We start from the raw sequence: 24,060 nt of genomic DNA on the forward strand, positions 1-24,060 counted from the left end.
GCTTCTTCTGTCCGGCGAGGGGATCATGCTCGTTTATACTTATGTCGCACTTGGCGGCGCCCTCGGTTCCATTCTGCGCTACGGGATGAACCGCTGGCTCACCCTCCTCGTCGGCGGCGCGCTGCCGTGGGGGACCATCCTCATCAACATCGCCGGCTCGTTCGTCATCGGCGCGCTGGCGGGGCTCTTCCAGGGGGCGGGGTCGGGCGCGCCGAACGAGGTCCGCCAGTTCCTGCTGGCGGGGCTGTGCGGCGGCTTCACCACCTTCTCCTCCTTCAGCCTCCAGACGCTCGACCTCATCCAGGCCGGCGAGCCGGGACGCGCGGCGCTCAATGTGGGCCTGTCGGTGGCGCTGGGCCTCACCGCCGTGACGCTCGGCTTCCTCGCGCCCGGCGCGCTCGCCACGGTGTCGCGGAGCGTCGGCGCGTGAGCCGCCCGCTCAGATCCGGGCGCTGCGCCGGAATTCGCCGGGCGACACGCCGAGCTGCCGCCGGAACGCCCGCGTGAAGGTCGATTGCGAGGAGAAGCCGCAGGAGAGGGCCACGTCGGCGAGGCTGGCCTCGCTGTGGGCCAGAAGCTCCTGCGCGCGCTTGAAGCGCAGGGCGCTGATGAAGCGGTGCGGCGGCACCCCCGTCGCCGTGCGGAAGGCGCGGGCGAAATGGTGGCGGCTCAGGCACGCCAGGTCCGCCAGCGTGGACAGGGAGATGTCCGTCTCGATGTTCTCGTTGATGAAGCCGATGACGCGCCGCAGCCGCCGGTCCTCGATGGTGACGGCGGCCGCCGAGGCATCGATGAGGCCGGCGCCCGAATAGCGCGACACGAGGTGGGCGGCCATGGCCCGCGCCAGCCCCTCCACCAGCATGGCGCCGCACGCCGTCTCCTGCCCCAGTTCCTCGGAGATGCGGTATCCCACCCCCCGCAGGAAATCGTCGTCGATCCCGGCGATGTACTGGATGTCGCCGGACGAGACCGGGCGCGAGAGCAGGTCGGAAATGTCACGGAAGATGTCGCTGCCGACGAACACATGCATCACGTTGGTCAGGTCGGCCCCGATCCGGATGGAGTCCTCGAACACGCCGGTCGGGCAGAGCCAGAGGGTGCCGGCCTGCACCGGCGTGTCCTGAAGCTGGCCGTTCGCGCGGCGCTCCACGCGCGCGCCGCCCGCATCGGACAGGGCCAGCGTCATTTCCAGCTGCTGCGGCACCGGCGGGGGAATCTCCCCGGCGGGATGGTTGCGGATTTCGGCGCACAAGCCCTTCCACCTGCGCGCGCCGGAGCTCGCGACGAGATCGGCGCGGGGGAATTTCATGCGGCCGAAATCATTCAGCCCAACCATTTCAAGCTCCGATGCGGAAGGCCCGGCTTCCCCAAGCACCCTATGCTTCCCCAAGCGCCCTATAGTGAAGCTCCTGGCCGGAACGATCAAGAACGTCAATTTTGGCCAATGAAAATGACGCTTCCGGCAAAGACGCCGCCCGGCCGGATCGGTAGCGTCAGGCTCGCTCCGGCAGCGCCACCTGCGCGGCCGGGGCCGAACAGCAACCCGCCGGGAGCCCGCCATGAACCCGAGGAGGCAGATGCCGAACCTGTCTCACCGCTACGTGACGGCCGCGCCCGACGACTGGTATCTCCTCGGCAACGATCTCGCCAGCCGTCTCGGCACGAAGGACCGGGCATGGTGGGCGGGCCTTGCGGTGACCGCCCGCACCTCCGAGCAGGGCATCGAATGCTGGTCCGCCACGGATGCGGATGGCGCGCGCTGGCGCATCCGTCTGGCCCGGTGGAGCGCCCCCGCCGCGAGCCGGCTTGAGACCGAGGCGGCCGTGGCCCTGCGGCTGGGCGCGGCGCTGGCGGAGGTTCCGCTCTTCATGGGCGGCACCGAGCGCCCGGCGCTGGTTTATCCCGCCCGCAGCGGCCAGACGCTGGCGGAGGCGCCGCGCGGGATCAAGGTCGCCCCCTTCCTCGACCTGGCGCTGGCGGCGACGGCGGCGCTGGCGCAGGTGCATGCGGCGGGCATCATCCACGGGGCGCTGACGCCCGGGCGCGTGCTCATCGAGCCCGACGGCCGGGTGCGCTTCGCCGATTTCGCGGTTCTCGGCGACCGATCCGTCGCGGAACACGACTTCGCCTATGCCGCCCCCGAGCTGCTGCGCACCGAGCCGGCGGCGGTTGATGCCCGCGTGGATCTCTACGCCCTCGGTGTGATGCTCTATGAACTGCTGGCCGGGCGGCTGCCGCTGACGGCGGCCAGCCTCGCCGACTGGCTCCATGCGCACGTGGCGATGGACGCCCCCTCCGTCCGGCTGGCCCGGCCGGAGGTGCCCGCCATCATCGACCGCATCCTGCTGAAGCTCATCAGCAAGGAGCCCCGCCAGCGCTACCAGACCGTCGAGGCGCTCCATGCCGATCTGCGGCGGGTGGCGCGCACCATCGCCGCTACCGGCAAGGCCGGAGACTTCGTGCTCGCACGCGGCGAGTTCGCCGAGCCGACGCGCGCCTCGGCCCATCTGGTCGGGCGCGACCGGGACCGCGCGACGCTGCTCGAGGCCCATGCCGCCGCCCGGCGATCGTCGCGCGGGCAGATCGTGCTCGTCACCGGCGAGGCCGGTGCCGGCAAGTCCGCGCTGGTGGACGGGGTGCTCGACACGCTGCGCGACACCGGTGCGCTCTGCACCACGGGCAAGGGCGTGCAGCTGCGCCAGGGCACGCCGTTCGCCCCCGCCGGGCAGGCTTTGCGCAGCGCCATCGCCGCGGTGATGGGCGCCGATGCGGCCCTGCTGGAGGGCGTGCGCGCGCGCCTCGGCACCATCGTGGGCAGCAGCCGCATGCTGGCGGAGCTGGCGCCCGAGGCGACGCTGCTGCCGCCCGAGACCCACGCGCTGGCGGATGTGCCCGCCCATCTCGCGCAGGCCCGCGCCACCCGCATCGTCGCCGAGACCTTCGCCGCCCTCGCCTCCCCCGAGGCGCCGCTGGTGCTGTTCCTCGACGACCTGCAATGGTTCGATCAGGCCAGCCTCAACGTGGTGCGCCACCTGTGCGCCGCGCCGCCCCCGCATGTGCTGCTCATCTGCAGCTATCGGCAGGATGCCGAAGGCCGGGGCGCGTTGAAGGCATTTCTGGAGGTGGCGCGCGGCGCCGGTACGGACCTTCGGGAAGTGCGCCTCGCGCCGCTGGACCTCCCGCAGACGGCGGACCTCATCGCCCTCACGCTGAACAGCGCGCCCGACGACGTGCGCGCGATGGCCGCCTTCTTTCATCGTGAAGCCGGCGGCAACCCGTTCCACATCGGCCAGCTACTCCAGCGCATGCGCGAGGACAGGGCCCTGCGCTTCGATGCCGATGCGCAGGCCTGGCACTTCGACCCGCCGCACTTCGACCCGCCCCACCTCGGCCGGCAGAATGAGGTTCTGGAGCTGATGCAGGAGCGCATCGGCGTCCTCCCGCCGCTCCAGCGGGAGGTGCTGCGGCGCTGCGCGAGCCTCGGCGGGCGCCTGACGACGGGCCTCGCGGCCCAGCTCTGCGGCATCAGCCCGGAGGAGGCGGCGCGGGCGGCCGGTGCGCTCGTGGCCGGCGGCCTTTTGCGCCGCGCGGGAGCCGAGTTCGCCATCGTCCACGACCGGGTGCTGGAAGCGGCCTATGCGGACATGGCGCCCGACCAGCGGGCCGACATGCACCTCGGCAACGCCCGCTGCCTTGCCGCCGGTGCCGGCGTGCCGGACCGTGCCGTCGCCTTCGACATTGCCGCGCAGGTGGAGCGCTGCGATCTCGCGCGGCTGGGAGAGGACGACCGCCGCCGGTTCGCGGGCATCGTGCTTCTGGCCGCGCGCACCGCCCGTTCCGCCGGCGATGCCGAACGCGCCCTCCAGTTCGCCGAGCTGATCGGACGCATGCGGCCCGACTCGGGCGCCGACGATCCGCCGGGCGCCCTGCCCGCCCTCGCTTTCGAAACGGAATGGCTGCGCTGCGACTGCCTGCTCGCCCTCGCCCGCGTGGAGGAGGCGCTGTCCGGCCTCGACGGGCTGGCGCGGCAGGCCCGCGACCCCATCGACATGGCCGACGTCTACCGCCTCAGGGCCATCGCCCAGACGGTGAAGGGGGCCTACGGGCCGGCCATCGACGCCGCGCTTCAGGGCTTGCGTGTGCTCGACATCGCACTCGATCCCGCGCCCGCGCCGCAGATGCTGGAGGAGAGCTACCGGCGCTGCCTCGAAAAGCTCGCCAGCGTCAGCATGGACGAGTTGCTCGCCCTCGACGACATGACCGACCGCCGCGCCCGATCCGCGCTGGCGCTGCTCTCCACCCTCATCTCGTCCTTCTTCGTGAAGGGCGAGCTGCGCTTCCTCCACGCCATCCGCATCATCGAGCTGACGCTGGAACACGGGCTGGCGCCGGAGACGGCCTATGGGCTCGCCTGGTTCGGCGTGCTCAGCGCCCACCATTACGGCGCCCACCATCACGACGCCTACGAGACCGGCACCGCCTATGCCACGGCCGCCTGCACCCTCGCCGCCCGCGACGGCTACGAGGCGCAGCGGACCGCCGCCCTGCTCGCCCTCGATCAGGTGAGCGTCTGGACGAAGCCCATGCGCACCGCGCTGGACCATGCCCGCGAGGGCGCGCGCGTGGGGCAGGCCGCCGGCGATCTCGGCATGACCTGCTATGCCCTCAACCACATCGGCTCGGACCTCATCATCATCGGCGAGCGGCTGGACCGGCTGCGGCCGGAGCTGGCGGAGAGCCTCTCCAAGGTGGCGGAGATCGGCTACACCGACATCCTCGCCATCCTCACCGCGCAGCTCGGCTTCGTGGACAGCGTGGCGACCGACGAACCGCCCGCGCCGCTCGATCCGCATCTTTCGGCGTCCTCCGTCGCCACCCAGTTCTGGGTTCTCCATTACGCCGGCCTGCAAGCCTTCTTCCGGGGCGAGATGGAGACAGCGCTGGACCGGCTCGAAGCCGCCGACGCGCTGGCCTGGGCCGCGCCGGCGCATATCGACACGGCCAGCTGCTGCTTCTTCCTCGCCCTCGCCCGCGTGCGCGCGGCCGGTGCAGGGCCGCTGCCCGGGCGGATCGCCGGCATGGCGGACGCCCGCGCGCGCTTCACCGCCTGGGCCGCGCTCAATCCCGAGACCTTCTCCTGCAAGCACCTGCTGCTGGAGGCCGAGGCCGCGCGCCTCTCGGGCCAGCTCGGCCCCGCTCTCCTGCTCTACGAGCAGTCCGCGAACGCCGCCAGCGCGGCGGGCTTCATCCACGATCAGGCCCTCGCCCACGAGCTGGCGGGCCAGTGCTATCTCGATGCCGGCCTGACCGCGCCCGCCCAGGGCTGCCTTCAGGCCGCCGCCCGCTGCTATCGCCAATGGGGCGCGCACCGCAAGGCGGACGAAATCGGCGCCCGGCTCCCCACCGCGCACGACCCGCACCCGACCGCCGCGCCGGGCCAGATCCAGGACGCGCTCGACCTCGCCGTGATGTCCGCCACCTCCCAGACGCTGGCCGAGGAGATCGGCCTCGAACAGGTGGTGCGCACGCTGATGAAGAGCATGATCGTCCATGCCGGCGCCCAGTTCGGCCTCCTGCTGCTGCTGCGCGAGGGGACGCTGGTGGCCGAGGCGGCGGCGCAGGTGCAGAGCCAGGAGCTGGAGATCGTCCTCAAGCCCGGCGGCGCGCCGGAGGCCCGCGTGCCGCCCTCCGTGCTCAACACGGTGCTGCGGACCGCAAGGCCGATCATCCTCGGCGATGCCGCGCGCGAGGCGGCCGACCGGGGCCTCGCCATGGGGGAGCGCCCGGTGCGCTCGCTCGCCTGCATCCCGCTCCTCAAGCGCGGCGAGCTGATCGGCATCCTTTATCTGGAAAACGCGCTGGCCGCCGACGTCTTCACGCCGCGGCGGATGGCGATGCTGGACATCCTCGCGCCGCAGGCCGCCATCTCCCTCGACGCCGCGCGCCTCTATGGCGACCTCATGGAGGAGAATCTGCGCCGCGCGCGGGCCGAGTTCGACCTGCGCGAGGCCCGCAGCGAGCTGGCGCAGGCGGCGCAGATGACCGCCATGGGCAGCTTCGCCACCTCCATCGCCCACGAGGTCAACCAGCCGCTCGGCACCATCGTCGCCCATTCGGACGCGGCGCTGCGCTGGCTCGACCGGCCGGAGCCGGACCTTGGCGAGGCCACGCGCAGCCTCAAGGGCATCCGCGACGCCGGCCGGCGCGCGGCGGACATCGTCAAGGCCCTGCGCGCGCTGGTGAAGCCGGGCGCGTCGGAGCTTTCCCCGCTCCTCATCGAGCGCGTGGTGGAAGAGGTGCTGCGGCTGGTGGGGCCTGACATGCGCGCGCACCAGGTGGAGCTCGACCTCGCCCTCGCCGCCGCGCCGCGCGCGGTGATGGCGGATGCCGTCCAGATCCAGCAGGTGGTCTTCAACCTCGTCACCAACGCCATCCACGCCATGGAAACCACCCCGCCCGAGGCCCGCCGCCTGCGCGTCGCGACCTCCGCGCGGGAGGGCCATTTGGAGGTGACCATCACGGACACCGGCTGCGGCATGGCGCCGGAGGTGCTCGCCCGCATCTTCCAGCCCTTCTTCACCACCAAGGCCGCCGGGATGGGCGTCGGGCTCGCCATCTGCAAATCCATCGTCGAGCGGCATGGCGGCGCGCTGGAGGCCACGTCCGAGGCCGGCGCGGGCAGCACCTTCTCCATCCGCATGCCCTTTGCGGTGACCTGACGCGCGGGCGTCATACCAACATCTCGTTCCCCCATACCAAGACGGCGCCGCCCGGTCTTCAGGTGTTATGGCGCGACGGGCCAGCGACGCGCACTCTTATCCGGCATTCGACACGTCATGCCGAAGTCGAGGCTCAAAGCAAAGCCCACGCCATCACCTTGCCCAAAGACCGTAAAGGAGCAGCCATGGCCAACGACGCCAAACAGCCCGCCGGTTTCTACAGCGCCCTCGCCCAGGAAACCGCCACGGCCGAGCGCAATGTCTCGGCGACCAATCCGGGGCCGAAGAACCGCGCCCTCATGGCGCTCAACCCCAGCTCGGACGTGCCGCCGCCCACCGATCACGGCGTGGTCGAGCCCTTCTGGTACTCCTTCGATCTCACCCACCGCCGCGTGCAGGACGGAGGGTGGACCCATCAGGTCACCTCGCGCGAGCTTCCGGTCTCGAAGGATATCGCCGGCGTCAACATGCGCCTCACCCGTGGCAGCTTCCGCGAGCTGCACTGGCACCTCGCGGACGAGTGGGCGATCATGCTCTCCGGCCGGGCGCGGGTGACGGTGTTCACGCCGGACGGCGCCCTGTTCGTGGACGACGTGGGCGAAGGCGACCTCTGGCTCTTCCCGGCCGGCGCGCCGCACTCCATCCAGGCCCTCGGTGAGGACGGCTGCGAATTCCTGCTCGTCTTCAACCAGGGCGACTTCTCAGAGGAAAGCACGCTGCTTCTTTCCGACTGGCTCAAGCATACCCCGCCCGAAATACTGGAGAAGAACTTCGGCCTCGATGCCGAGGCCATCGCGCGCCTGCCCAAGGGCGAACCGCTCTACATCTTCTCCGCCGCCGAGCCGACCAATACGCTTGACCAGGACATCGCCGAGGTGGCGCGCCACGCCGAGACGCCGAAAATCTCCTACACCTTCAAGGCGAGCACCATGACGCCCACGCGGGAAAGCGCATCGGGCACGGTGAAGGTCATCGATTCCCGCAACTTCCCGGCCTCGCAGAAGATCGCCTCCGCCATCGTGACGGTGAAGCCGGGATGCATCCGCGAGCTGCACTGGCACCCCAACGGCAGCGAATGGCAATACTGGATCAAGGGACGCGGCCGCATGACCGTGTTCCCCGGACAGGAAGCCGCCCGCACGATGGATTTCAGCTCCAACGACGTGGGCTTCGTGCAGAACATGGCCGGCCATTACATCGAGAATACCGGAGATGAGGATCTCGTCTTCCTCGAACTGTTCGTGGCGCCGGAATTCCACGACATCTCCCTGAACCGCTGGCTGCGCGCGCTACCCGAACAGGTGGTGATGGACCACACCCACCTCACCGCCGGGGAGATCGCCAAAATCCCCACCGGCCACCATCCCCTCCTCCCGTGATCCGGGAAGGCGACCGGCGGTGTCCGCGCCGCCGGTCGCCAGTAAAACCCGCCTCAGCCCAGTCTTGGGAGCCCCGGCCCGCGTAGAACCCGCGAGGACGCCATGACGTTTCTCGGCTATCCGCCAGCCTCTTCGGCCGATCCCACGCCGGCGCCGCCCGCCCCGCCGCCGGGGAGATCAGCCGCCGCCGTTCCGCTCGATATGGCGCATCCCGCAGTGTTCGGCGCCCTGCTCACCGCTGTCGCCGGTTTTCTGGATGTCGTGGCCTATGTGACATTCAGTCATCTCTACGTGTCCTTCATGAGCGGCAACAGCATTCACCTGGGAATGGCGCTCGCCACCTTGCGCACGTCAGATATCGCAGCCATTTCCGGGGTCGTGGCCGCGTTCGTCTTCGGCGCCTCGGCCGGAACGCTGCTTCACGATCATGCCGGCGTGCGGCTGCTGCCGCTGGCGCTCGGCATCGAGGCCGGGCTTCTCCTCCTCGCCGCCGCCGCGTCGAGCATCGCGCTGTCCACGATCAGCCTTCTGCCCGTCGCGCTCGCCATGGGCCTGCAGAACAGCCTCCATCAGACGTCGGGACAGACGTCGGTCGGCAAGGGCTTCGTCAGCGGCGAACTCGTCCGCCTCGGCCAGTCCATTGCCCGGCTGCGCGCACGCGCGGCGGACCCCGCCGGCACGGCGACCCTTTTTCTCGGCTGGATCGCCTTCGTCGCCGGCGCGGCGGGCGGCGCGCTCCTCATCACGCCGCTCGGCCCCGCTGCCTGCCTGCTCATCGCGGCGGCCATTCTGGTGGCGGCCTTGGTCGCCGATTTATTCCGGCATTGAAAAGGCTTGGGCGGCCCGCTCCGACGCCGTGCGTGCAGGCGCCGAACCATTTTTCGCGCCTTGCCCGTCACATCCCGCCGCGAACCGCCTTGACGCAGATCACCTCCCATGCGAATAGTGATCGAACGATAAATAAAAATCGTCCGGGAGGATTACATGATCTCAAGGAGAGGATTCCTGGGAGCGACGGCGGCTGCCGTCTCCTATGGCGCGCTGCCCGCGATGGCCCAGCAACAGCCCATTCGCGTCGGCATGCTCACGATCAAATCCGGCGCCCTCGCCGCAGGCGGCCGGCAGATGGAGGATGGCTTCCGCCTCTTCCTGCGCGAGCGCGGAGACCGCGTCGCCGGGCGTCCGGTGGAATTCATCGTGGCCGATACGGGCGGCCAGCCGGCGCTCGCCAAGACGCGGGCGCAGGAGCTGGTGCAGCGCTCCGGCGTGCAGGTGGTGGTGGGGCCGGTGGCGGCCTTCGAGGCTCTGGCGATCAACGATTACTTGCAGGAGGCGGAAGTTCCCTTCCTGTGCTGCTCGGCCGCCGCGGAAGACCTGACCCAGCGCCGCCTGAACCCCTGGTTCGTGCGCACCTCGTCCACCTCCGCCCAGCCCTGCCACCCGCTCGGTGACTATGTGGCGCGGGAGCTGAAGTACAAGAAGATCGTCGCCATCGCCGATGATTTCGCCTTCGGCCAGGAGCAGACGTCAGGGTTCCAGCGCACATTCGAGGCGGCCGGCGGCACCCTCGTCAAGAAGTTGTGGGCGCCGCTCAACGTGGCGGACTATGGCTCCTACATCTCGCAGATCGGCGAGCCCGATGCCGTCTTCGCCGCCTTCGCCGGGGCGAACGGCCTTCGCTTCCTGCGGCAGTATTCGGAATATGGCCTGAAGGGAAAAATCCCCCTCATCGGCTCCATGACCACGGTGGACGAGGGCGTGCTGCACAGCATGGGCGACGAGGCCATCGGCATCATCTCCGCCGGCTGGTATTCGGCCGCACTGCCGGGCGAGGCCAACGCGCGCTTCGTCGCCGCGCTGCGCAAGCAGACGGGCGTTGATCCCGGCTTCTATTCCGAAGGCGCATACTCGGCCGGCCTCGCGCTCGAGGCCGCCCTCAAAGTGGTGGACGGCAAGATCGAGGACAAGCAGGCCTTCATGAACGCCCTGCGCAAGGTGGACATCAAGGACGATCCGCGCGGCCCGTGGCGGCTCGATGCTTACGGCAATCCCATCGAGAACATCTACATCCGCAAGACGGAACGTCGCGACGGAAGGCTGATGAACACGGTGATCAAGACCTACGAGAACGTCTCGCAGTTCTGGACCTACAAGCCGGAAGCCTTCCTTGCCGCGCCGGTCTACTCGCGCGGCGAGCCCACCAAGCTCTGAGCGCGCGCCGCCACGCGGCACCCCTGCCCCACCCTTGCGAGCACGGTTCCATGATCGTCGACGCCCACAACCATGTCATGCCGGAGGCCATCATCCGGCACCTCGAAACCCAAGCGGATGTCTTCGGCGTCCGGGTGGACCGGGCGGAGGGCGCAACACGCCTCGCCCACCGGGAGGGCTTCGCCTATCCCCTGTTCGAGGAGTTTCTCACCCCCTCAGCCAAGATCGAGGCGCTGGACCGCCGGGGCCTCGACGCCGCGATCATCTCGCCCTCGCCCACCCTGTTCTTCTATCGCGTTCCGCCGCAGGCGGAGGTGGCGTTCGTGCGGCGTCTCAATGACGAGATCGCGACCTTCGCCTCCGCAGCACCCCAGCGCCTGCGGCCCATGGGCACCCTGCCCATGCAGTCGCCCGACGCCGCGGTGGCGGAGCTGGAGCGCATCGTCGCCGATCTCGGCATGCGCGCGGTGATGATCGGCTGCCACATCGACGGCGCCGCCCTCTCCGAGCCGAAGTTCCGGCCCGTGCTGCGGCGCGCCGCGGAACTGGGCGTGCTCATCCTCACCCATCCCTATTACTTCGGAACCAAGGCCGGCTTCGAGAAATACTACCTCACGAACCTTGCCGGAAATCCGCTCGACACGGCCATCATGGCGGCTGACCTGATCTTCGGCGGGGTGATGGACGAGCTTCCCGACCTGAAGGTCGCGCTCTCCCACGGCGGCGGCTTCCTGCCCTATCAGATCGGCCGCCTCGTCCACGGCTGGAAGGTGCGGCGCGAGGCGCAGACCATTCCGACCTCGCCGAAGGAGCTGTTCCGGCGCTTCTATTTCGACACCATCACCCATGATGCCGGGGCGCTCGCCTATCTCATCGATCTCGTCGGGCCGGAGCATGTGCTGCTCGGCACCGACATCCCCTTCGACATGGCGGACGAGACCGCGCTCGACACGCTCGACGCCGTGCCCGGCCTCTCCGCCGATGCGCGCGCCCGCATCGCCGGCGGCAACGCCTGGGCTCTGACCGGCGGCTGACCGCCGCATCCCGACGAAACGGAGACACACATGGCACTCACTTTGGAACCGGCCTCGGCCGGAACGCCCCGTCACGACCTCGTCAAGGGCCTGTTCATCGACGGCCGCAGCGTCGATCCCGGCCCGCGCGCCCTGATGAACATCACCGCCCCGCGAGACGGCACCACCATCGCGCAGGTCATCGAGGCGAGCGCGGAGGATGTGGACCGCGCGGTCGCCAGCGCCGACGCGGCGTTCCGCTCCAAGGAGTGGCGCTCCATGTCGGTGCGCACCCGCGCCCGCCTCGTCAACAAGCTCGCCGACGTGATGGAGGCCCATCTCGACGAATTGTTCGAGCTGGAGACGCTGAACAATGGCCGGCCCGTGCGCGAGACGCGCGCCCAGCTCGCCCGCGTGCCGGACCTGTTCCGCTACAACGCCGGCCTCGCCATGGCGCGGCGCGACGACGTGATCCCGGTGGAGGGCGATTATCTCACCTACGCCCGCCGCCTGCCGGTGGGGGTGGTGGCGAATGTGACGCCCTTCAACCATCCTCTGCTCATCGCCTGCCGAAACCTTGCGCCCACCTTCGCGTCGGGTTGCACAACCGTTGTAAAGCCCTCCGAATACACGCCGCTCACCACGCTGCGCCTCGCCGAGATCTTCTCGGCCGCCGGCCTGCCGCCCGGCGTGTTCAACGTGGTGACGGGCCCGGGCGCCGTCACCGGGCGGGCGCTGTCGGAGCATCCCGGCATCCGCAAGCTGGTGCTCACCGGCGGCACGGAAGCCGGGCGCCGGGCGGGCGCCGCTGCCGCCAGCAATTTCGCCCGCCAGACGCTGGAACTCGGCGGCAAGACGCCGGTGGTGGTGTTCGACGATTACGACCTCGACCAGGCGGTGAACTATGCCGCCTTCGGAGCCTTCGTGGGCGCGGGGCAGACCTGCGTCTGCGCCGCGCGGCACATCGTGCAGCGCTCCATCTACGATGCATTCGTGGAGAAGCTCGCCGCCAAGGCGAAGGCCATCGCCGTCGGCGACCCCTTCGATGCCGCGACCCAGATGGGCCCCGTCATCTCCGAGCGGCAGCGGGCGCGGGTGCTGGACTTCGCCCGCATCGGCCTTGAGGAGGGCGCCCGGCTGGTGGCGGGCGGTCGCGTGCCGCCGGCGCTCGAAGGCAGCCACGGCTTCTATGTGGAGCCCACCGTCTTCGCCGATGTGGACCCGCGCATGCGCATCTTCCAGGAGGAGGTGTTCGGCCCGTTCACGGTGGTGACGCCGTTCGACACCGAGGACGATGCGGTGCGCATCGCCAACGACAGCCCGTATGGCCTCGCCGCCGCCATCCGTACCCGCGACATCGCCCGCGCCCACCGCGTCGCCGACCGCATCGAGGCCGGCATCGTCTGGATCAACGACCATCACCGGGTGGATGCGGCCTCGCCCTGGGGCGGGTTCAAGCTCTCCGGCATCGGCCGCGAGTTCGGGAAGGAGGCGTTCGACGCCTATTTCGACGTGAAGGCGGTGATGGTCAACGTCGGCGACCAGCCGTTCGACTGGTTCGACATGAGCGCCCCCACCCAACGGCTGAACTGAAACCGCCCGCCCCCGCGGCGGCCCCTGGAGATGGCCCCCATGTTCTGGATCAACGGTTTCCTGAACAGCTTCGCGTTCGGCGCGATCCTGTTCCTGCTGGCGGTCGGGTTTTCCCTGATCTTCGGCCTCATGCGGGTCGCGAACCTCGCCCACGGCGCGCTCTTCATGCTGGGGGGCTACATCGCCACCTCCGCGGTGGGGCTCGGGTTCGCGGGGGCGGTGCTGGCGGCGGGGGCGGCGTGCGCCGTCTTCGGCGGCATCCTGGAGCGCACGCTCATCCGCCGCCTCGCGGGGCGCGAGCTGGCGCAGGTGCTGGGCACGCTCGGCCTCGCCTTCATCATCGCCGACCAGTGCCTGCTGGTGTGGTCGGGCGATCCCATCGCCCAGCCGGCGCCGGAGGCGCTGCGCGGCGCGGTCGGGTTCGGCGGCATCGTCTTTCCCGCCTATCGGCTGGCGCTGGTGGCGCTGGCGCTGGTGGCGTTCGTCAGCATCTGGGCGCTGGTGGAGCGCACCACGCTGGGCGCCCGCATCCGCGCCGCGGTGGACGACCGGGAGATGGCGCGGGCCATGGGCATTCCGGTGTCGCGCCTGTTCACCACCGTGTTCTGCCTCGGCGCCGGGCTCGCCGGCATCGGCGGCGCGCTCGCGGCGCCCATCATGTCGGTCTATCCGGGCCTTGATTCCGAAATGCTGCCGCTGGCGCTGCTGGTGGTCATCCTCGGCGGCATCGGCTCGCTCACCGGGGCGCTGGCGGGCAGCCTCGTCATCGGCCTCGTCTACACCTTCGGGCAGATGCTTCTTCCGGATCTCGCCTACGTCATCCTCTTCCTGCCCATGGTGGTGGTGCTCGCCGTGCGGCCCCAGGGCTTCTTCGGGAGGCAAGCCGCATGAAAAGCCTTCGCATGAAAAACCCCGGCCTCAAGACCCTCGGCATTCTCCTCATCTGCGCGGCGGCGGTTCCCCTCGTGCTGCCCGGGCCGTTCTATCTCTCCATCGCCACGCAGGTTCTCGTCTACGGCCTGTTCGCGGTGAGCGTGAACCTGATCGCCGGCTATTGCGGCATGGTCTCCCTGGGCCACGCGGCCTTTCTCGGCATCGCCGGCTATGCCTTCGCGCTGCTGACGACCAGCACCGGCTGGCCGCTCTGGGCGGCGATCCCGGCGGCGGTGGGCCTGTCGGTGGCGGCGGGCGCGCTGTTCGGCCTCGTGGCGCTGCGCACGTCGGGCCTGAGCTTCCTGATGATCACCCTCGCGCTCGGGCAGATCGTGTGGGGCGTCGCCTTCCGCTACGTGGACCTCACCAATGGCGAGAACGGCATCTCCATGCCCCGCTTCCAGGGGCTGCTCGCCAACGGCACGGGGCTTTTCTACCTGTGCCTCGTGGTGACGGGGGGCTGCCTCGCGCTCGTCACCATCCTTGCCGGCTCGCCGCTCGGCGCCTCCATGCAGGGCGTGCGCGACCAGCCGCGGCGCATGAGCACGCTGGGCTATGACGTGTGGCGCATCCGCTATGCGGCCTATGTGCTCTCGGCGGGCATCGCCGGCATCGCGGGCGTGCTCTACATGCTGCTGTTCCGCTTCATCAGCCCCCACACGCTCTCGCTCACGGTGTCGTCGGAAGCGGTGCTGATGGTGATCGCCGGCGGGCTCGGCACCACCTTCGGGCCGATTGTCGGCGCGGCGCTGGTGGTGCTGCTGAAGAATGTCGCCAGCGCCTACACCGACCGCTGGCCGACGCTGCTCGGCCTCATCTTCCTGTTCATCATCGTGGTGGTGCCGGAAGGGCTTCTGCCCGGCGCGCGGCGGCTGATGCGCACGCTCGGCGCGCACCTCGCAACGCGGCGCGGGCCGACGGCGATCCCCGCCACCCCCGTCAAGGAGGCTCGCCCGTGACCGCGCCAACTGCCGCCCTTCGGATAGACGATCTGCACAAGAGCTTCGGCGGGCTCCATGTCATCCAGGGCGTGAACTTCACCGTCGCGCCGGGCGAGCGGCGCCTGCTCCTCGGCCCGAACGGCGCAGGCAAGACCACGCTGTTCAACCTGATCGCCGGCGACCTCCGGCCCACCGCCGGGCAGATCCGCATCGCGGAAGAAGACGTGTCGGCCCTGCCCACCTTCCGGCGCGCGGCGCGGGGCATCGGCCGCACCTTCCAGATCCTCACCTTGTTCGCGCGCGAGAGCGTGATCGGCAACGTCATCATGGCCCTCCTCGGCGGGCGCCCGCAGCGCTGGAAGCCCTATGGCGCAGTGGCGACGGACCCCGCCTTGCGGCGCGAGGCGCTGGAGGTGCTGGCGCGGGTGCGGCTCGACACGCTCGCCGACCGGCCGGTCTCGGAGACCTCCTACGGCGAGAAGCGGCGGCTGGAGATCGCCATGGCGCTGGCGCAGGCGCCGCGCATCCTCCTGCTGGACGAGCCGCTCGCCGGCCTGTCGAAGGAGGAGCGCGGCACGGTCAGTGCGCTCCTGGCGGAGCTGCCGCGCGACCTCACCATCCTGATGATCGAGCACGACATGGATGTCGCGCTCGCCTTCGCCGAGAAGATCGCCCTCCTGCACCATGGCCGCCTGATCGTGGACGGCACGCGCGAGGAGGTGATCGCGGACCCGAGGACACGGGAGGCCTATCTTGCCCAGTGACGCCGCGCTCTCGCTCTCCGGCCTGAACGCCTTCTATGGCGACAGCCACATCCTGCACGACGTGTCGCTGGAGGTGGCGCCGGGGCGCATTCTCGCTCTGCTCGGCCGCAACGGCGCGGGCAAGACCACCTGCATGAACGCCCTCGCCGGCCTGCTGCCCACCCGCACCGGGCGGATCGTGCTCAACGGGCGGGACATCTCCGCCTTCTCGCCCGAGGCCATCTGCCGGGCCGGGCTTGCGCTGGTGCCGCAGGGCCGGCGCATCTTCCGCAGCCTCAGCGTGGAGGAGAATCTCGCCGTCGCCCGCTGCGCCCGGCCGCCGGACGGGCGTGTGGCGTGGACGGACGACGACATCTTCGGCCTCTTCCCCCGCCTGAAGGAACGGCGCCGGCATCCGGCCGGGCTCATGTCCGGCGGCGAGCAGCAGATGCTGGCCATCGGCCGGGCACTGGTGACCGCGCCGCGCGTGCTGCTGATGGACGAGCCGACCGAGGGCCTCGCCCCCCAGATCGTCGCCGAGGTGGGCGCCATCGTCGGCCGGCTGCGCGCCGCCGGGCTGTCGGTGATCCTGGTGGAGCAGCACATGGCCTTCGCCCTGAAGCTCGCCGACGAAGTGGTGGTCATCAGCACGGGGCGGGTGGTGGACAAGGCTTCGGCGGCGGACTTCCAGGCCGATCCGGCCCGGCTGGAGGAGCATTTGGGCGTCCACTGACGGCGGCAGAAACGGCACCTGACCTTCCGGCATCTCGTCGCAGGGTGATGAATCGCACGCGAGCCGTGCTAGGATTGATCGTCCGATAAAGACCGGGTGTCCGCAGTGCCGTCCTCTAAAGCCCCCTCCCCCCAGCGTCGTCGCCTTTCGCCCGCGGACCGGGAGCGGGATATCGTGGCGGGGGCGGTGGCCTTCTTCGCCGAATTCGGCTTCGACGGCGCGACGCGGGATCTGGCGCAGCGGCTCGGCATCACCCAGCCGCTGCTCTACCGCTATTTTCCCGGCAAGGATGCGTTGCTCGACCGGGTCTATCAGGAGGTTTACCAGAGCCGCTGGCAGACCGAGTGGGAAACCGCCATCGCCGACCGCTCCATCCCCATCGAGGAGCGGCTGAAGCGGTTCTACCGGGCCTATGCCGCCGTCATCCAGACCTATGAATGGGTGCGGCTGTTCATGTTCGCCGGCCTGAAGGGGCTGGACTTCAACAGCCGTTACCTCGCCTTCCTGCGCGCGCGCCTGTTCGAGCGCATGGTCATCGAGATCCGCGCCGCCAACGGCCTCGACGAGAAAGCCCCGGTGAGCGAGGAAGAGATCGAGCTGATCTGGTCGCTGCACGCGGGCATCTTCTACATCGGCGTGCGCAAGTTCATCTACGGCATGCCCATTCCGGCCGATCCCGAGGCCGACATCGACGTGAAGGTGAACGCCTTCCTCAACGGCGCCCCGGCGGCCTTCGCCTCGGTGATCGACCGCGCCAAGCCGGCGCGCAGGAAGGTCGCGGGCCGAAAATAATCATTTGATAAATTAGTTTGACGCCGGTCGCATTTCGCGCCACTATCTATCATCCGATAAATAGTCGGACCGCTTCGCCCAGCCCGGCACAGACCGGGCACCGGCGATGCGACGCGACCACTGGACGGCTCGCGCCGGCCGGCCCTCGCACAGGCGAACGGGCTGCCGCCTTCAGGAGCCGAGGGAGGACACCATGCCAACGCACACCACCGCCGGGCCGCAGGCGCGCACCGCCGCGGCCCTCGCGCGCCCCAAGCGCGCCGTCATCATCGGCGGCTCCATCTGCGGCCTGTTCACCGCGCTGCTGCTGCGCAGGGCGGGCTGGGACGTGTCCGTCTTCGAGCGCATCGGCAGCGAGCTCGCCGGGCGCGGCGCCGGCATCGTCACCCATCCCGAGCTGTTCGACGTCATCGGCAAGACCGGCCTCGATGTCACCGAGGCGCGGGTGGGCGTGGGCGTCAGCGGACGGCGGGTGTTCGGGCCGGATGGCCGCATCACCGGCCAGCTCGACCTGCCGCAGGTGCTCACCTCCTGGGGCCACCTCTACCGCCTGCTGCGCTCGGCCCTGCCGGACGACAGCTACCACCACGGCCGCAACCTCGTGCGCGTCGAGGACAGCGCCGAACGCGTGCGGGCCTACTTCGCCGACGGCGCGGTGGAGGAGGCGGACCTGCTGGTGGGCACGGACGGCCTGTTCTCCACCTTGCGCGCCGCCTTCCTGCCGGAAGCCAAGCCCACCTATGCGGGTTATGTGGCCTGGCGCGGACTGGTGGACGAGAGTGCGCTCTCGCCCGAAACCCGCGCGGCGCTCTGCGGCCACTTCTCCTTCAGCCTGCCGCCCGGCGAGCAGATGCTCGGCTATCCCGTCGCCGGCGCGGACGAGCAGCTCGACGAAGGCCACCGCCGCTACAATTTCGTCTGGTATCGCCCGGCCGCCAGCGACGGGCAGCTCGCCGAGCTGCTGACCGATGTGGACGGCACGCGCCATCCCCTTTCCATTCCCCCGCATCTCATCCGCCCGGAAGTGGTGGCGGGCATGCGGGCGGATGCGCACCGCCTGCTGGCGCCGCAATTCGCCGAGGTGGTGGAGCGCACGCAGCAGCCCTTCCTGCAGGCGATCCAGGACCTGGAGAGCCCGCGCCTGCGCCTCTCGCCCCATGTGGTGATCCTGGGCGACGCCGCCTTCGTTGCCCGCCCCCATGTGGGCATGGGCGTGACCAAGGCCGCAGCCGATGCCGCCGCCCTCGCCGACGCGCTCGCGGACGGCACGGATGTGGAAGCCGCGCTTGCCGCCTTCGAAGCCAAGCGTCTCGCCTTCGGCCGCGCCGTGGTGCAGCGGGCGCGGCATCTCGGCGCCTACATGCAGGCGCAGATCCTCGACGAGGAGCAGCGCGCCCGCGCCGAGCGGCACCGCCACCCCGAGGCGGTGATGAGCGAAACCGCCGTCGCCACGGGAATCGCAGCATGAAGCCCGACGGCGCCTTCCCTCCGCGCCCGCATGCGCGTTCGCTCGATGCCGCCGCGCGCATCGAGGCGATCCGGCAGAACCCCAATTTCCGCCGCCTTGCCGCCATCCGCGCCCGGCTCGGCCTCTCCATGGCCGCGCTGATGGCGACGCTCTATTTCGCCTACATCCTCACCGTGGCGTTGAAGCCAAGCGCACTCGGCACGCCGGTGCTGCCGGATGCGGTCTCCACCTGGGGCATCGTCGCGGGGGTGGGCCTGCTCGGCCTCGGCTTCGTGCTGACGGCGATCTATGTCGCCGTCGCCAACCGCACCTTCGATCGCCTCACCGAAAACCTGAAGGAGGACGTGCAATGAAACGGCCTCAGCTCAATCGCGCGGCCCTCGCCTTTGCGCTCGCGCTTGCCTGCGCGACCAGCCCGGCCTCGGCCGCCGGCGCCATCGAAGGGGGCGCCCGCCAGCCCGTCAATCCGGTGGCGATCACCCTCTTCCTGATGTTCGTGGCGGTGAGCCTCGGCGTCACCTGGTGGGCGGCCCGCAAGGGCACCGGCGGCGCGCAGGATTATTACGCTGCCGGCGGCGGCCTCAGCGGCTTCAAGAACGGCCTCGCCATCGCCGGCGACTACACCTCCGCCGCGACCTTCCTCGGCGTGACGGCGCTGGTCTATTCCTCCGGCTATGACGGCATGATCTACGCCATCGGGTTCCTCGTGGGCTTCCCGATGATCCTGTTCCTCATCGCCGAGCCGCTGCGCAACCTCGGGCGCTACACCTTCGCCGATGTGGCGGCCTACAGGCTCTCGGAAGTGCCGGTGCGGGTGGTGGCGGCCACCAACACGCTGGTCATCGTGCTGCTCTACCTCATCGCCCAGATGGTGGGGGCCGGAAAGCTCATCGAGCTGCTGTTCGGCCTGCCCTACTGGGTGGCGGTGGGCCTCGTGGGCCTGCTGATGATGGCCTATGTGACCTTCGGCGGCATGCTGGCCACCACCTGGGTGCAGATCATCAAGGCGGTGCTGCTGCTCACCGGCTCGGTGGTGATGTCCCTGCTCATCCTCGGCCATTTCGGCTTCAGCCTGGAGGCGCTGTTCGCCCGCGCCGCCGCGCTCCACCCCAAGGGCATGGCCATCATGGCGCCGGGCGGGCTGGTGAAGGACCCCATCTCGGCCATCTCGCTGGGCGTCGCCCTCGTGTTCGGCACCGCCGGGCTGCCGCACATCCTGATGCGCTTCTTCACCGTGGCCGATGCCCGGCAGGCGCGCACCTCCGTGCTGGTGGCGACGGGCTTCATCAGCATCTTCTACACGCTGCTGTTCGTGCTCGGCTTCGGCGCCATCGCCTTCGTCATGTCGGACCCGAGCTTCAAGGATGCGACCGGCGCGGTGGTGGGCGGCACCAACATGGTGGCACTGCACCTCGCCAACGCGCTCGGCGGCTCGGTGCTGCTCGGCTTCATCTCGGCGGTCGCGTTCGCCACCATCCTCGCGGTGGTGTCCGGCCTCACCATCGCCGGGGCGTCGGCGGCGAGCCACGATCTCTATGCCCGCGTCATCCGGCGCGGCAAGGCCTCGGAGCAGGAGGAAGTGCGGGTCTCCAAGGCGGCGGCGGTGGTCATCAGCCTGCTCGCCATGGCGCTCGGCCTCTTGTTCGAAAATCAGAACATCGCCTTCATGGTGGGCCTCGTCTTCGCCATCGCGGCGAGCGCGAACTTCCCCGTCATCGTGCTGTCGGTGTCCTGGCCCGGCCTGACCACCCGCGGCGCCGTCACCGGCTCGGTGACCGGCCTCGTGGTCGCCCTCGTGCTCGTGGCGCTGAGCCCCAGCGTGTGGACGACGACGCTGAAGCTCGGCCCGGCGCCATTCCCCTATGACAATCCCGCGCTGTTCTCCGTGCCGCTCGCCTTCCTCGTCTCGATCCTCGTCTCGCTGGCGGATCGCAGCACGGCGGCCGAGCGCGTGCGCGCGGCCTTCGCCGCGCAGAACGTGCGGGCGCAGACCGGCTTCGCATTGGACTGAAACGCCGAAATACAGGGAGACACCCAATGAACATCAACACCACCGCCACCTACGCCACCATCGAAGCCCCGCGCGACTGGCCCGAGGCCCTGCGGGCGGATCTGCACGCCAGCCGCGGCAATGGCCGCGTCGGCAGCCGTCTCGTGTCGCAGAGCGAGCGGGTGCGGGTGTGGCACCTCGCGCTGAAGCCCGGCGAGCGCATCGGCTTCCACACCCATGTGCTCGACTATTTCTGGACGGCCGTGACCGGCGGGCGCGCCCGCTCCCATTATGCCGACGGGCACGTCGCCGAAGTGACGTATGAGGCCGGCGACACCAAGCACCACCATTTCGGCCCGGGCGAGTTCATGATGCATGACCTCACCAACATCGGGGATACCGAACTGGTGTTCACCACCGTCGAGTTCCTCGACAGCGACAACGCGCCGCTGAAGGTCGATTGAGACCGGGGCGCACGCCCGTCCGCGCAAAAGAAAAGGGGTCGCCGAGGCGACCCCTTTTTGCTTTCAGGATGGCGCCGATCAATTGTCGTCGGCGTCGTGGGCGGGGCCGGACTGGGCGTTGCCGGTCTCGAACGGACGCTCGGAGACATAATAGGGGCCGGGGGTGCCGAAGGCGCTGGGACGCTCGAGGCGGGCCTGCTCGCGGGCAACGGCCGCCGGGGAGGTCGGGGTCAGGCTCCCCTGCGCGGAGACGGCATACTGCTCCACATTCTCCTTCTGGACGGTCGGGCCGGCGAAGGCCGAACCCATGGACGAGACGAGCGCCACGGCGACACCGGCGGCGAGGACAGCAGACTTGATGGACATGGCAAGCACTCCGTTGTTGATGTGATGAATTTAGGAGATGCTGCCGACCGGGAATATTATGCCGTGATTTATTCTTCTCATATGCTTCGACTATTCAGTATACGAACGTATGGCCTTTGCCCGAACAGGCATGCACCGCGCGCCCGCCGGAGCGCAAACGCAAGAGGCCGGCGCCATGCCGGCACCGGCCTCTGATCATCGGGATTGCTGGAAAGCGGATATCAGGCCTGATGCGCAGGCCCCAGCGCATGCGGGGCGGGCCGGCCGCCGCGCGGCGCGCGGGCCAACTGCTCCGACCGCCAGCGATTGGGCGTCGTCGCGGCGAAGCGCCGGAAGACGGTGGTGAAGTGGGCCTGGGTCTGGAAACCCACGCTGAAAGCGACCTGCGCGAGCGGCTCCGCGCTCTCCAGCATCAGCTTCTGGGCGCGCTCCACGCGCAGCCGCAGCAGATATTCGTGCGGCCGGACGCCTGTCGAGACGCGGAACCGGGCGGCGAAATGCATGCGGCTGAGGCCGGCGACGCGCGCCATGTCGGCGAGCGTGACGGGCTCCCAATAATGCTCCTCCATGAAGGCCAGCACCCGCTTGAGCCGCCATGCCACGAGGCCGGAGCTGGCCCGCGCCGGCTTCTGTTCCGGCCGGGGCAGGACCGGGGCCTGGCGGGCTGGGAACGGCGCGAGCCGCCCGATGCGGCGGACCTCGGCATCAAGACCCGCATGAAGGCCCGCATGGCTCTGCGCGATGGCCTCGGCGGCGGTGGATGGCGTGGCATGGAGCGACATGCGGAAGACCCCCAAAGCTGGATGGACGGCTCCGCGCGGCCCCACCGTTGCGCCCGGCCCGGCAGCGGCGCGATCACGGCGCCAGCCCGTTCCGGCGGAAAGACCTAACGCTTCGCCGATTGGAGCCAAGCATCGGTCGCCACCGTGTTTTGCTCCATTCTACTTGGGGTTCGCGGCTCATATGATCGGGTTGCGGCGGGCATACCTTGGTATAGGCGGAAGGACTTTAGGGTTAGCGGGCTTGAGCCGGCCGTCCGTTTTTGCTGCACTGCCTGCTCGCGAGCCGGCGCATCCGCCGTTCAAACTGGCAAGATCGAGGCCTATGGCGGTGATACCGAAGCACGATAGCGGGCGACCGGCAGCCGCACGGCGCACGGCCGGCGACTGCATTCCGGCCGATCGCCGGGCGCACGCCAAACGCGCGAGGGCATGATGTCTGGTCCGGCCGGTTCCTTGTCCAGCAACAGCGCGGATGCCGCCGCCCGGCGGCGGACCGGCTCCGTGCTCGTGGCGCTGCTGTGCCTCGCGATCTTCCTCGTGGACACGCTCTCGCCGTTAGACATGGCGATTGCCGTGCTCTACGTGGTCGTCGTGACCCTGAGCGCCACCCTGTTCGGGCGCACGGGGCTGGTGACGGTCGCCGGCGTGTGCGTCCTGCTCACGATCCTGAGCTTCGGGATCATCCACGCCACCGACTACAACATCTCCTCCGCGATGCGTTGCTTCGTCAGCGTCGCAGCCATCGCCGTCACGACCTTCCTCACCCTGCGCAACCAGCAGGCGACGGGGGCGCTGAAGGAGCAGGCCGCGCTGCTCGATCTCTCCCACGACGCCATCTTCGTGCGGAACCTCTCCGATACGGTCGTGTACTGGAACCGCGGCGCCGAGCGGCTCTACGGCTGGACGCGCGCCGAGGCCGTCGGCCAGCCGGCCGGCGCGCTGCTCAAGACAGACTACCCCGCCCCCCGCGCCGAGATCATGGGCGCCGTGCTGGAGACCGGGCACTGGGAGGGCGAGATCGTCCAGACCACCCGCGACGGCGGCAAGCTCGTCTGCGCCAGCCGCTGGTCGCTCCAGCGCGACGCGCGTGGACGGCCCAGCGGCATCATGGAGACCAGCAGCGACATCACCGAACGGCAGAAGGCCGAGCAGGAGCTGCACCAGGTGCGGAGCGATCTCGCCCATGTCACCCGCGTCAGCACCATGGGCGAGCTCACCGCCTCCATCGCCCATGAGGTCAACCAGCCGCTGGCGGCGGTGGTGACCAACGGCGAGGCCTGCCTGCGCTGGCTGCGCCGCGCGGAGCCGGACCTCGGCGAGGCGGAATCCTCGGTCACCCGCATGATCGCCAACGCCCGCCGCGCGAGCGACGTGGTGGAGCGGCTGCGCGCCTTCGCCCGCCGCGGCACGCCGGTGCGCCAGGCGCTGGACAGCGCCGAGCTGGTGGAGGATTGCGTGCTGCTGCTGGAGCGGGAACTGTGGAACCACCGTGTCCGGCTGGAGCTTGCCCTCGCGCCCGGCCTGCCGCTCATCGAGGGGGACCGCATCCAGTTGCAGCAGGTGCTCATCAATCTGGTGCTCAACGCCATCCAGGCCATGGAAGAGGTTCCGGAATCCCGCCGCGTGCTGCACATCGGCACCGCGCTCGCGACGCCGCCGTGGCCCACGGACGGCGAGGCGGAGCTGACCATCTGCGTGCGCGATACCGGGCCGGGCATCGCGCCGGACATGTTCGCCACCCTGTTCTCGCCCTTCGTCTCCACGAAGGAGGATGGGATGGGCCTCGGCCTCTCCATCTCGCGTTCCATCGCGCAGGCCCACGGCGGCCGCATCAACGCCGCACTGAACAACGAGGGGGGCATGTGCTTCTCCCTCACCTTGCCAATTTCCGGCGCCACCTCCCCTTCCAGCACCAGGGACATCCGCCCGTGAC

20 protein-coding genes are annotated in these 24,060 nt (G+C 69.8%); 17 read left to right on the forward strand and 3 right to left on the reverse strand.

Going from position 1 to position 24,060, the window contains the following annotated elements; translation table 11 throughout:
• The first annotated feature begins 25 nt into the window (after positions 1–25).
• Positions 26–430: a fluoride efflux transporter CrcB gene (gene crcB / locus V5F63_RS20425; protein WP_209485154.1), complete on the forward strand. Its 405-nt coding sequence runs from the start codon at positions 26–28 to the stop codon at positions 428–430.
• A gap of 9 nt (positions 431–439) precedes the next feature.
• Here the strand turns inward: crcB and V5F63_RS20430 are convergent, their stop codons facing one another.
• The gene (locus V5F63_RS20430) at positions 440–1,336 is read right to left on the reverse strand and encodes a helix-turn-helix domain-containing protein (protein WP_394027711.1); all 897 of its coding nucleotides are present in this window, start codon (positions 1,334–1,336) and stop codon (positions 440–442) included.
• Between the two features lie 241 nt (positions 1,337–1,577).
• Between V5F63_RS20430 and V5F63_RS20435 the strand changes: the two genes are divergently transcribed.
• The 15 genes from V5F63_RS20435 (at position 1,578) to V5F63_RS20505 (ending at position 20,979) form a co-directional block, all read left to right on the forward strand.
• Positions 1,578–6,719, forward strand: a complete 5,142-nt coding sequence (locus V5F63_RS20435) for a trifunctional serine/threonine-protein kinase/ATP-binding protein/sensor histidine kinase (protein WP_394102717.1) — start codon at positions 1,578–1,580, stop codon at positions 6,717–6,719.
• A gap of 185 nt (positions 6,720–6,904) precedes the next feature.
• Complete coding sequence (locus V5F63_RS20440; protein ID WP_394102716.1) at positions 6,905–8,098, forward strand: cupin domain-containing protein; 1,194 nt, start codon at positions 6,905–6,907, stop codon at positions 8,096–8,098.
• Positions 8,099–8,314: 216 nt separating this feature from the next.
• Positions 8,315–8,926: a YoaK family protein gene (locus tag V5F63_RS20445; protein WP_394102715.1), complete on the forward strand. Its 612-nt coding sequence runs from the start codon at positions 8,315–8,317 to the stop codon at positions 8,924–8,926.
• A 156-nt stretch (positions 8,927–9,082) separates the two neighbouring features.
• Positions 9,083–10,309 carry an ABC transporter substrate-binding protein gene (locus tag V5F63_RS20450; protein ID WP_394102714.1) on the forward strand — a complete coding sequence of 409 codons (1,227 nt, stop codon included), beginning with the start codon at positions 9,083–9,085 and terminating at the stop codon, positions 10,307–10,309.
• A gap of 50 nt (positions 10,310–10,359) precedes the next feature.
• Positions 10,360–11,343, forward strand: coding sequence for an amidohydrolase family protein (locus tag V5F63_RS20455; RefSeq protein WP_209485167.1), 984 nt, complete (start codon positions 10,360–10,362; stop codon positions 11,341–11,343).
• Between the two features lie 30 nt (positions 11,344–11,373).
• A complete protein-coding gene (locus V5F63_RS20460) occupies positions 11,374–12,915 on the forward strand; it encodes an aldehyde dehydrogenase (protein ID WP_394102713.1) in 1,542 nt (513 codons plus the stop codon).
• 39 nt (positions 12,916–12,954) lie between these two features.
• Entirely contained in the window at positions 12,955–13,806 is an 852-nt protein-coding gene (locus V5F63_RS20465) for a branched-chain amino acid ABC transporter permease (RefSeq protein WP_394102712.1), read from the forward strand.
• Positions 13,803–14,807 (forward strand): branched-chain amino acid ABC transporter permease, encoded by a 1,005-nt coding sequence (locus V5F63_RS20470; protein ID WP_394102711.1) that lies wholly within the window; start codon positions 13,803–13,805, stop codon positions 14,805–14,807. The genes V5F63_RS20465 and V5F63_RS20470 overlap by 4 nt, the downstream gene beginning before the upstream one ends.
• Entirely contained in the window at positions 14,804–15,553 is a 750-nt protein-coding gene (locus V5F63_RS20475; protein WP_209485173.1) for an ABC transporter ATP-binding protein, read from the forward strand. The genes V5F63_RS20470 and V5F63_RS20475 overlap by 4 nt, the downstream gene beginning before the upstream one ends.
• Complete coding sequence (locus tag V5F63_RS20480) at positions 15,543–16,265, forward strand: ABC transporter ATP-binding protein (protein WP_168462100.1); 723 nt, start codon at positions 15,543–15,545, stop codon at positions 16,263–16,265. The genes V5F63_RS20475 and V5F63_RS20480 overlap by 11 nt, the downstream gene beginning before the upstream one ends.
• Positions 16,266–16,439: 174 nt before the next feature.
• Complete coding sequence (locus V5F63_RS20485) at positions 16,440–17,057, forward strand: TetR/AcrR family transcriptional regulator (RefSeq protein ID WP_348634253.1); 618 nt, start codon at positions 16,440–16,442, stop codon at positions 17,055–17,057.
• A gap of 193 nt (positions 17,058–17,250) precedes the next feature.
• Positions 17,251–18,525, forward strand: a complete 1,275-nt coding sequence (locus V5F63_RS20490) for an FAD binding domain-containing protein (protein ID WP_394102710.1) — start codon at positions 17,251–17,253, stop codon at positions 18,523–18,525.
• A complete protein-coding gene (locus tag V5F63_RS20495) occupies positions 18,522–18,878 on the forward strand; it encodes a DUF485 domain-containing protein (RefSeq protein ID WP_394102709.1) in 357 nt (118 codons plus the stop codon). Before V5F63_RS20490 ends, V5F63_RS20495 begins: the two co-directional genes overlap by 4 nt.
• Positions 18,875–20,536, forward strand: coding sequence for a cation/acetate symporter ActP (actP, locus tag V5F63_RS20500; protein ID WP_394102708.1), 1,662 nt, complete (start codon positions 18,875–18,877; stop codon positions 20,534–20,536). The genes V5F63_RS20495 and actP overlap by 4 nt, the downstream gene beginning before the upstream one ends.
• A gap of 26 nt (positions 20,537–20,562) precedes the next feature.
• The gene (locus V5F63_RS20505) at positions 20,563–20,979 is read left to right on the forward strand and encodes a cupin domain-containing protein (RefSeq protein ID WP_209485181.1); all 417 of its coding nucleotides are present in this window, start codon (positions 20,563–20,565) and stop codon (positions 20,977–20,979) included.
• 78 nt (positions 20,980–21,057) lie between these two features.
• On the opposite strand, the gene V5F63_RS20510 is transcribed toward V5F63_RS20505, so the two are convergent.
• Positions 21,058–21,345 (reverse strand): hypothetical protein, encoded by a 288-nt coding sequence (locus V5F63_RS20510; RefSeq protein ID WP_209485183.1) that lies wholly within the window; start codon positions 21,343–21,345, stop codon positions 21,058–21,060.
• Between the two features lie 221 nt (positions 21,346–21,566).
• On the reverse strand, positions 21,567–22,127 hold the full coding sequence (locus V5F63_RS20515) for a helix-turn-helix domain-containing protein (RefSeq protein WP_394102707.1): 561 nt from the start codon (positions 22,125–22,127) through the stop codon (positions 21,567–21,569).
• Positions 22,128–22,580: 453 nt separating this feature from the next.
• Here V5F63_RS20515 and V5F63_RS20520 point away from each other — a divergent pair, with 453 nt between their 5' ends.
• Positions 22,581–24,059: a two-component system sensor histidine kinase NtrB gene (locus tag V5F63_RS20520; RefSeq protein WP_394102706.1), complete on the forward strand. Its 1,479-nt coding sequence runs from the start codon at positions 22,581–22,583 to the stop codon at positions 24,057–24,059.
• The last annotated feature ends 1 nt before the right edge of the window (position 24,060 follow it).

The sequence above is a fragment of the Xanthobacter wiegelii genome, from assembly GCF_043193855.2.
Taxonomy (GTDB): Bacteria; Pseudomonadota; Alphaproteobacteria; order Rhizobiales; family Xanthobacteraceae; genus Xanthobacter; species Xanthobacter flavus_A.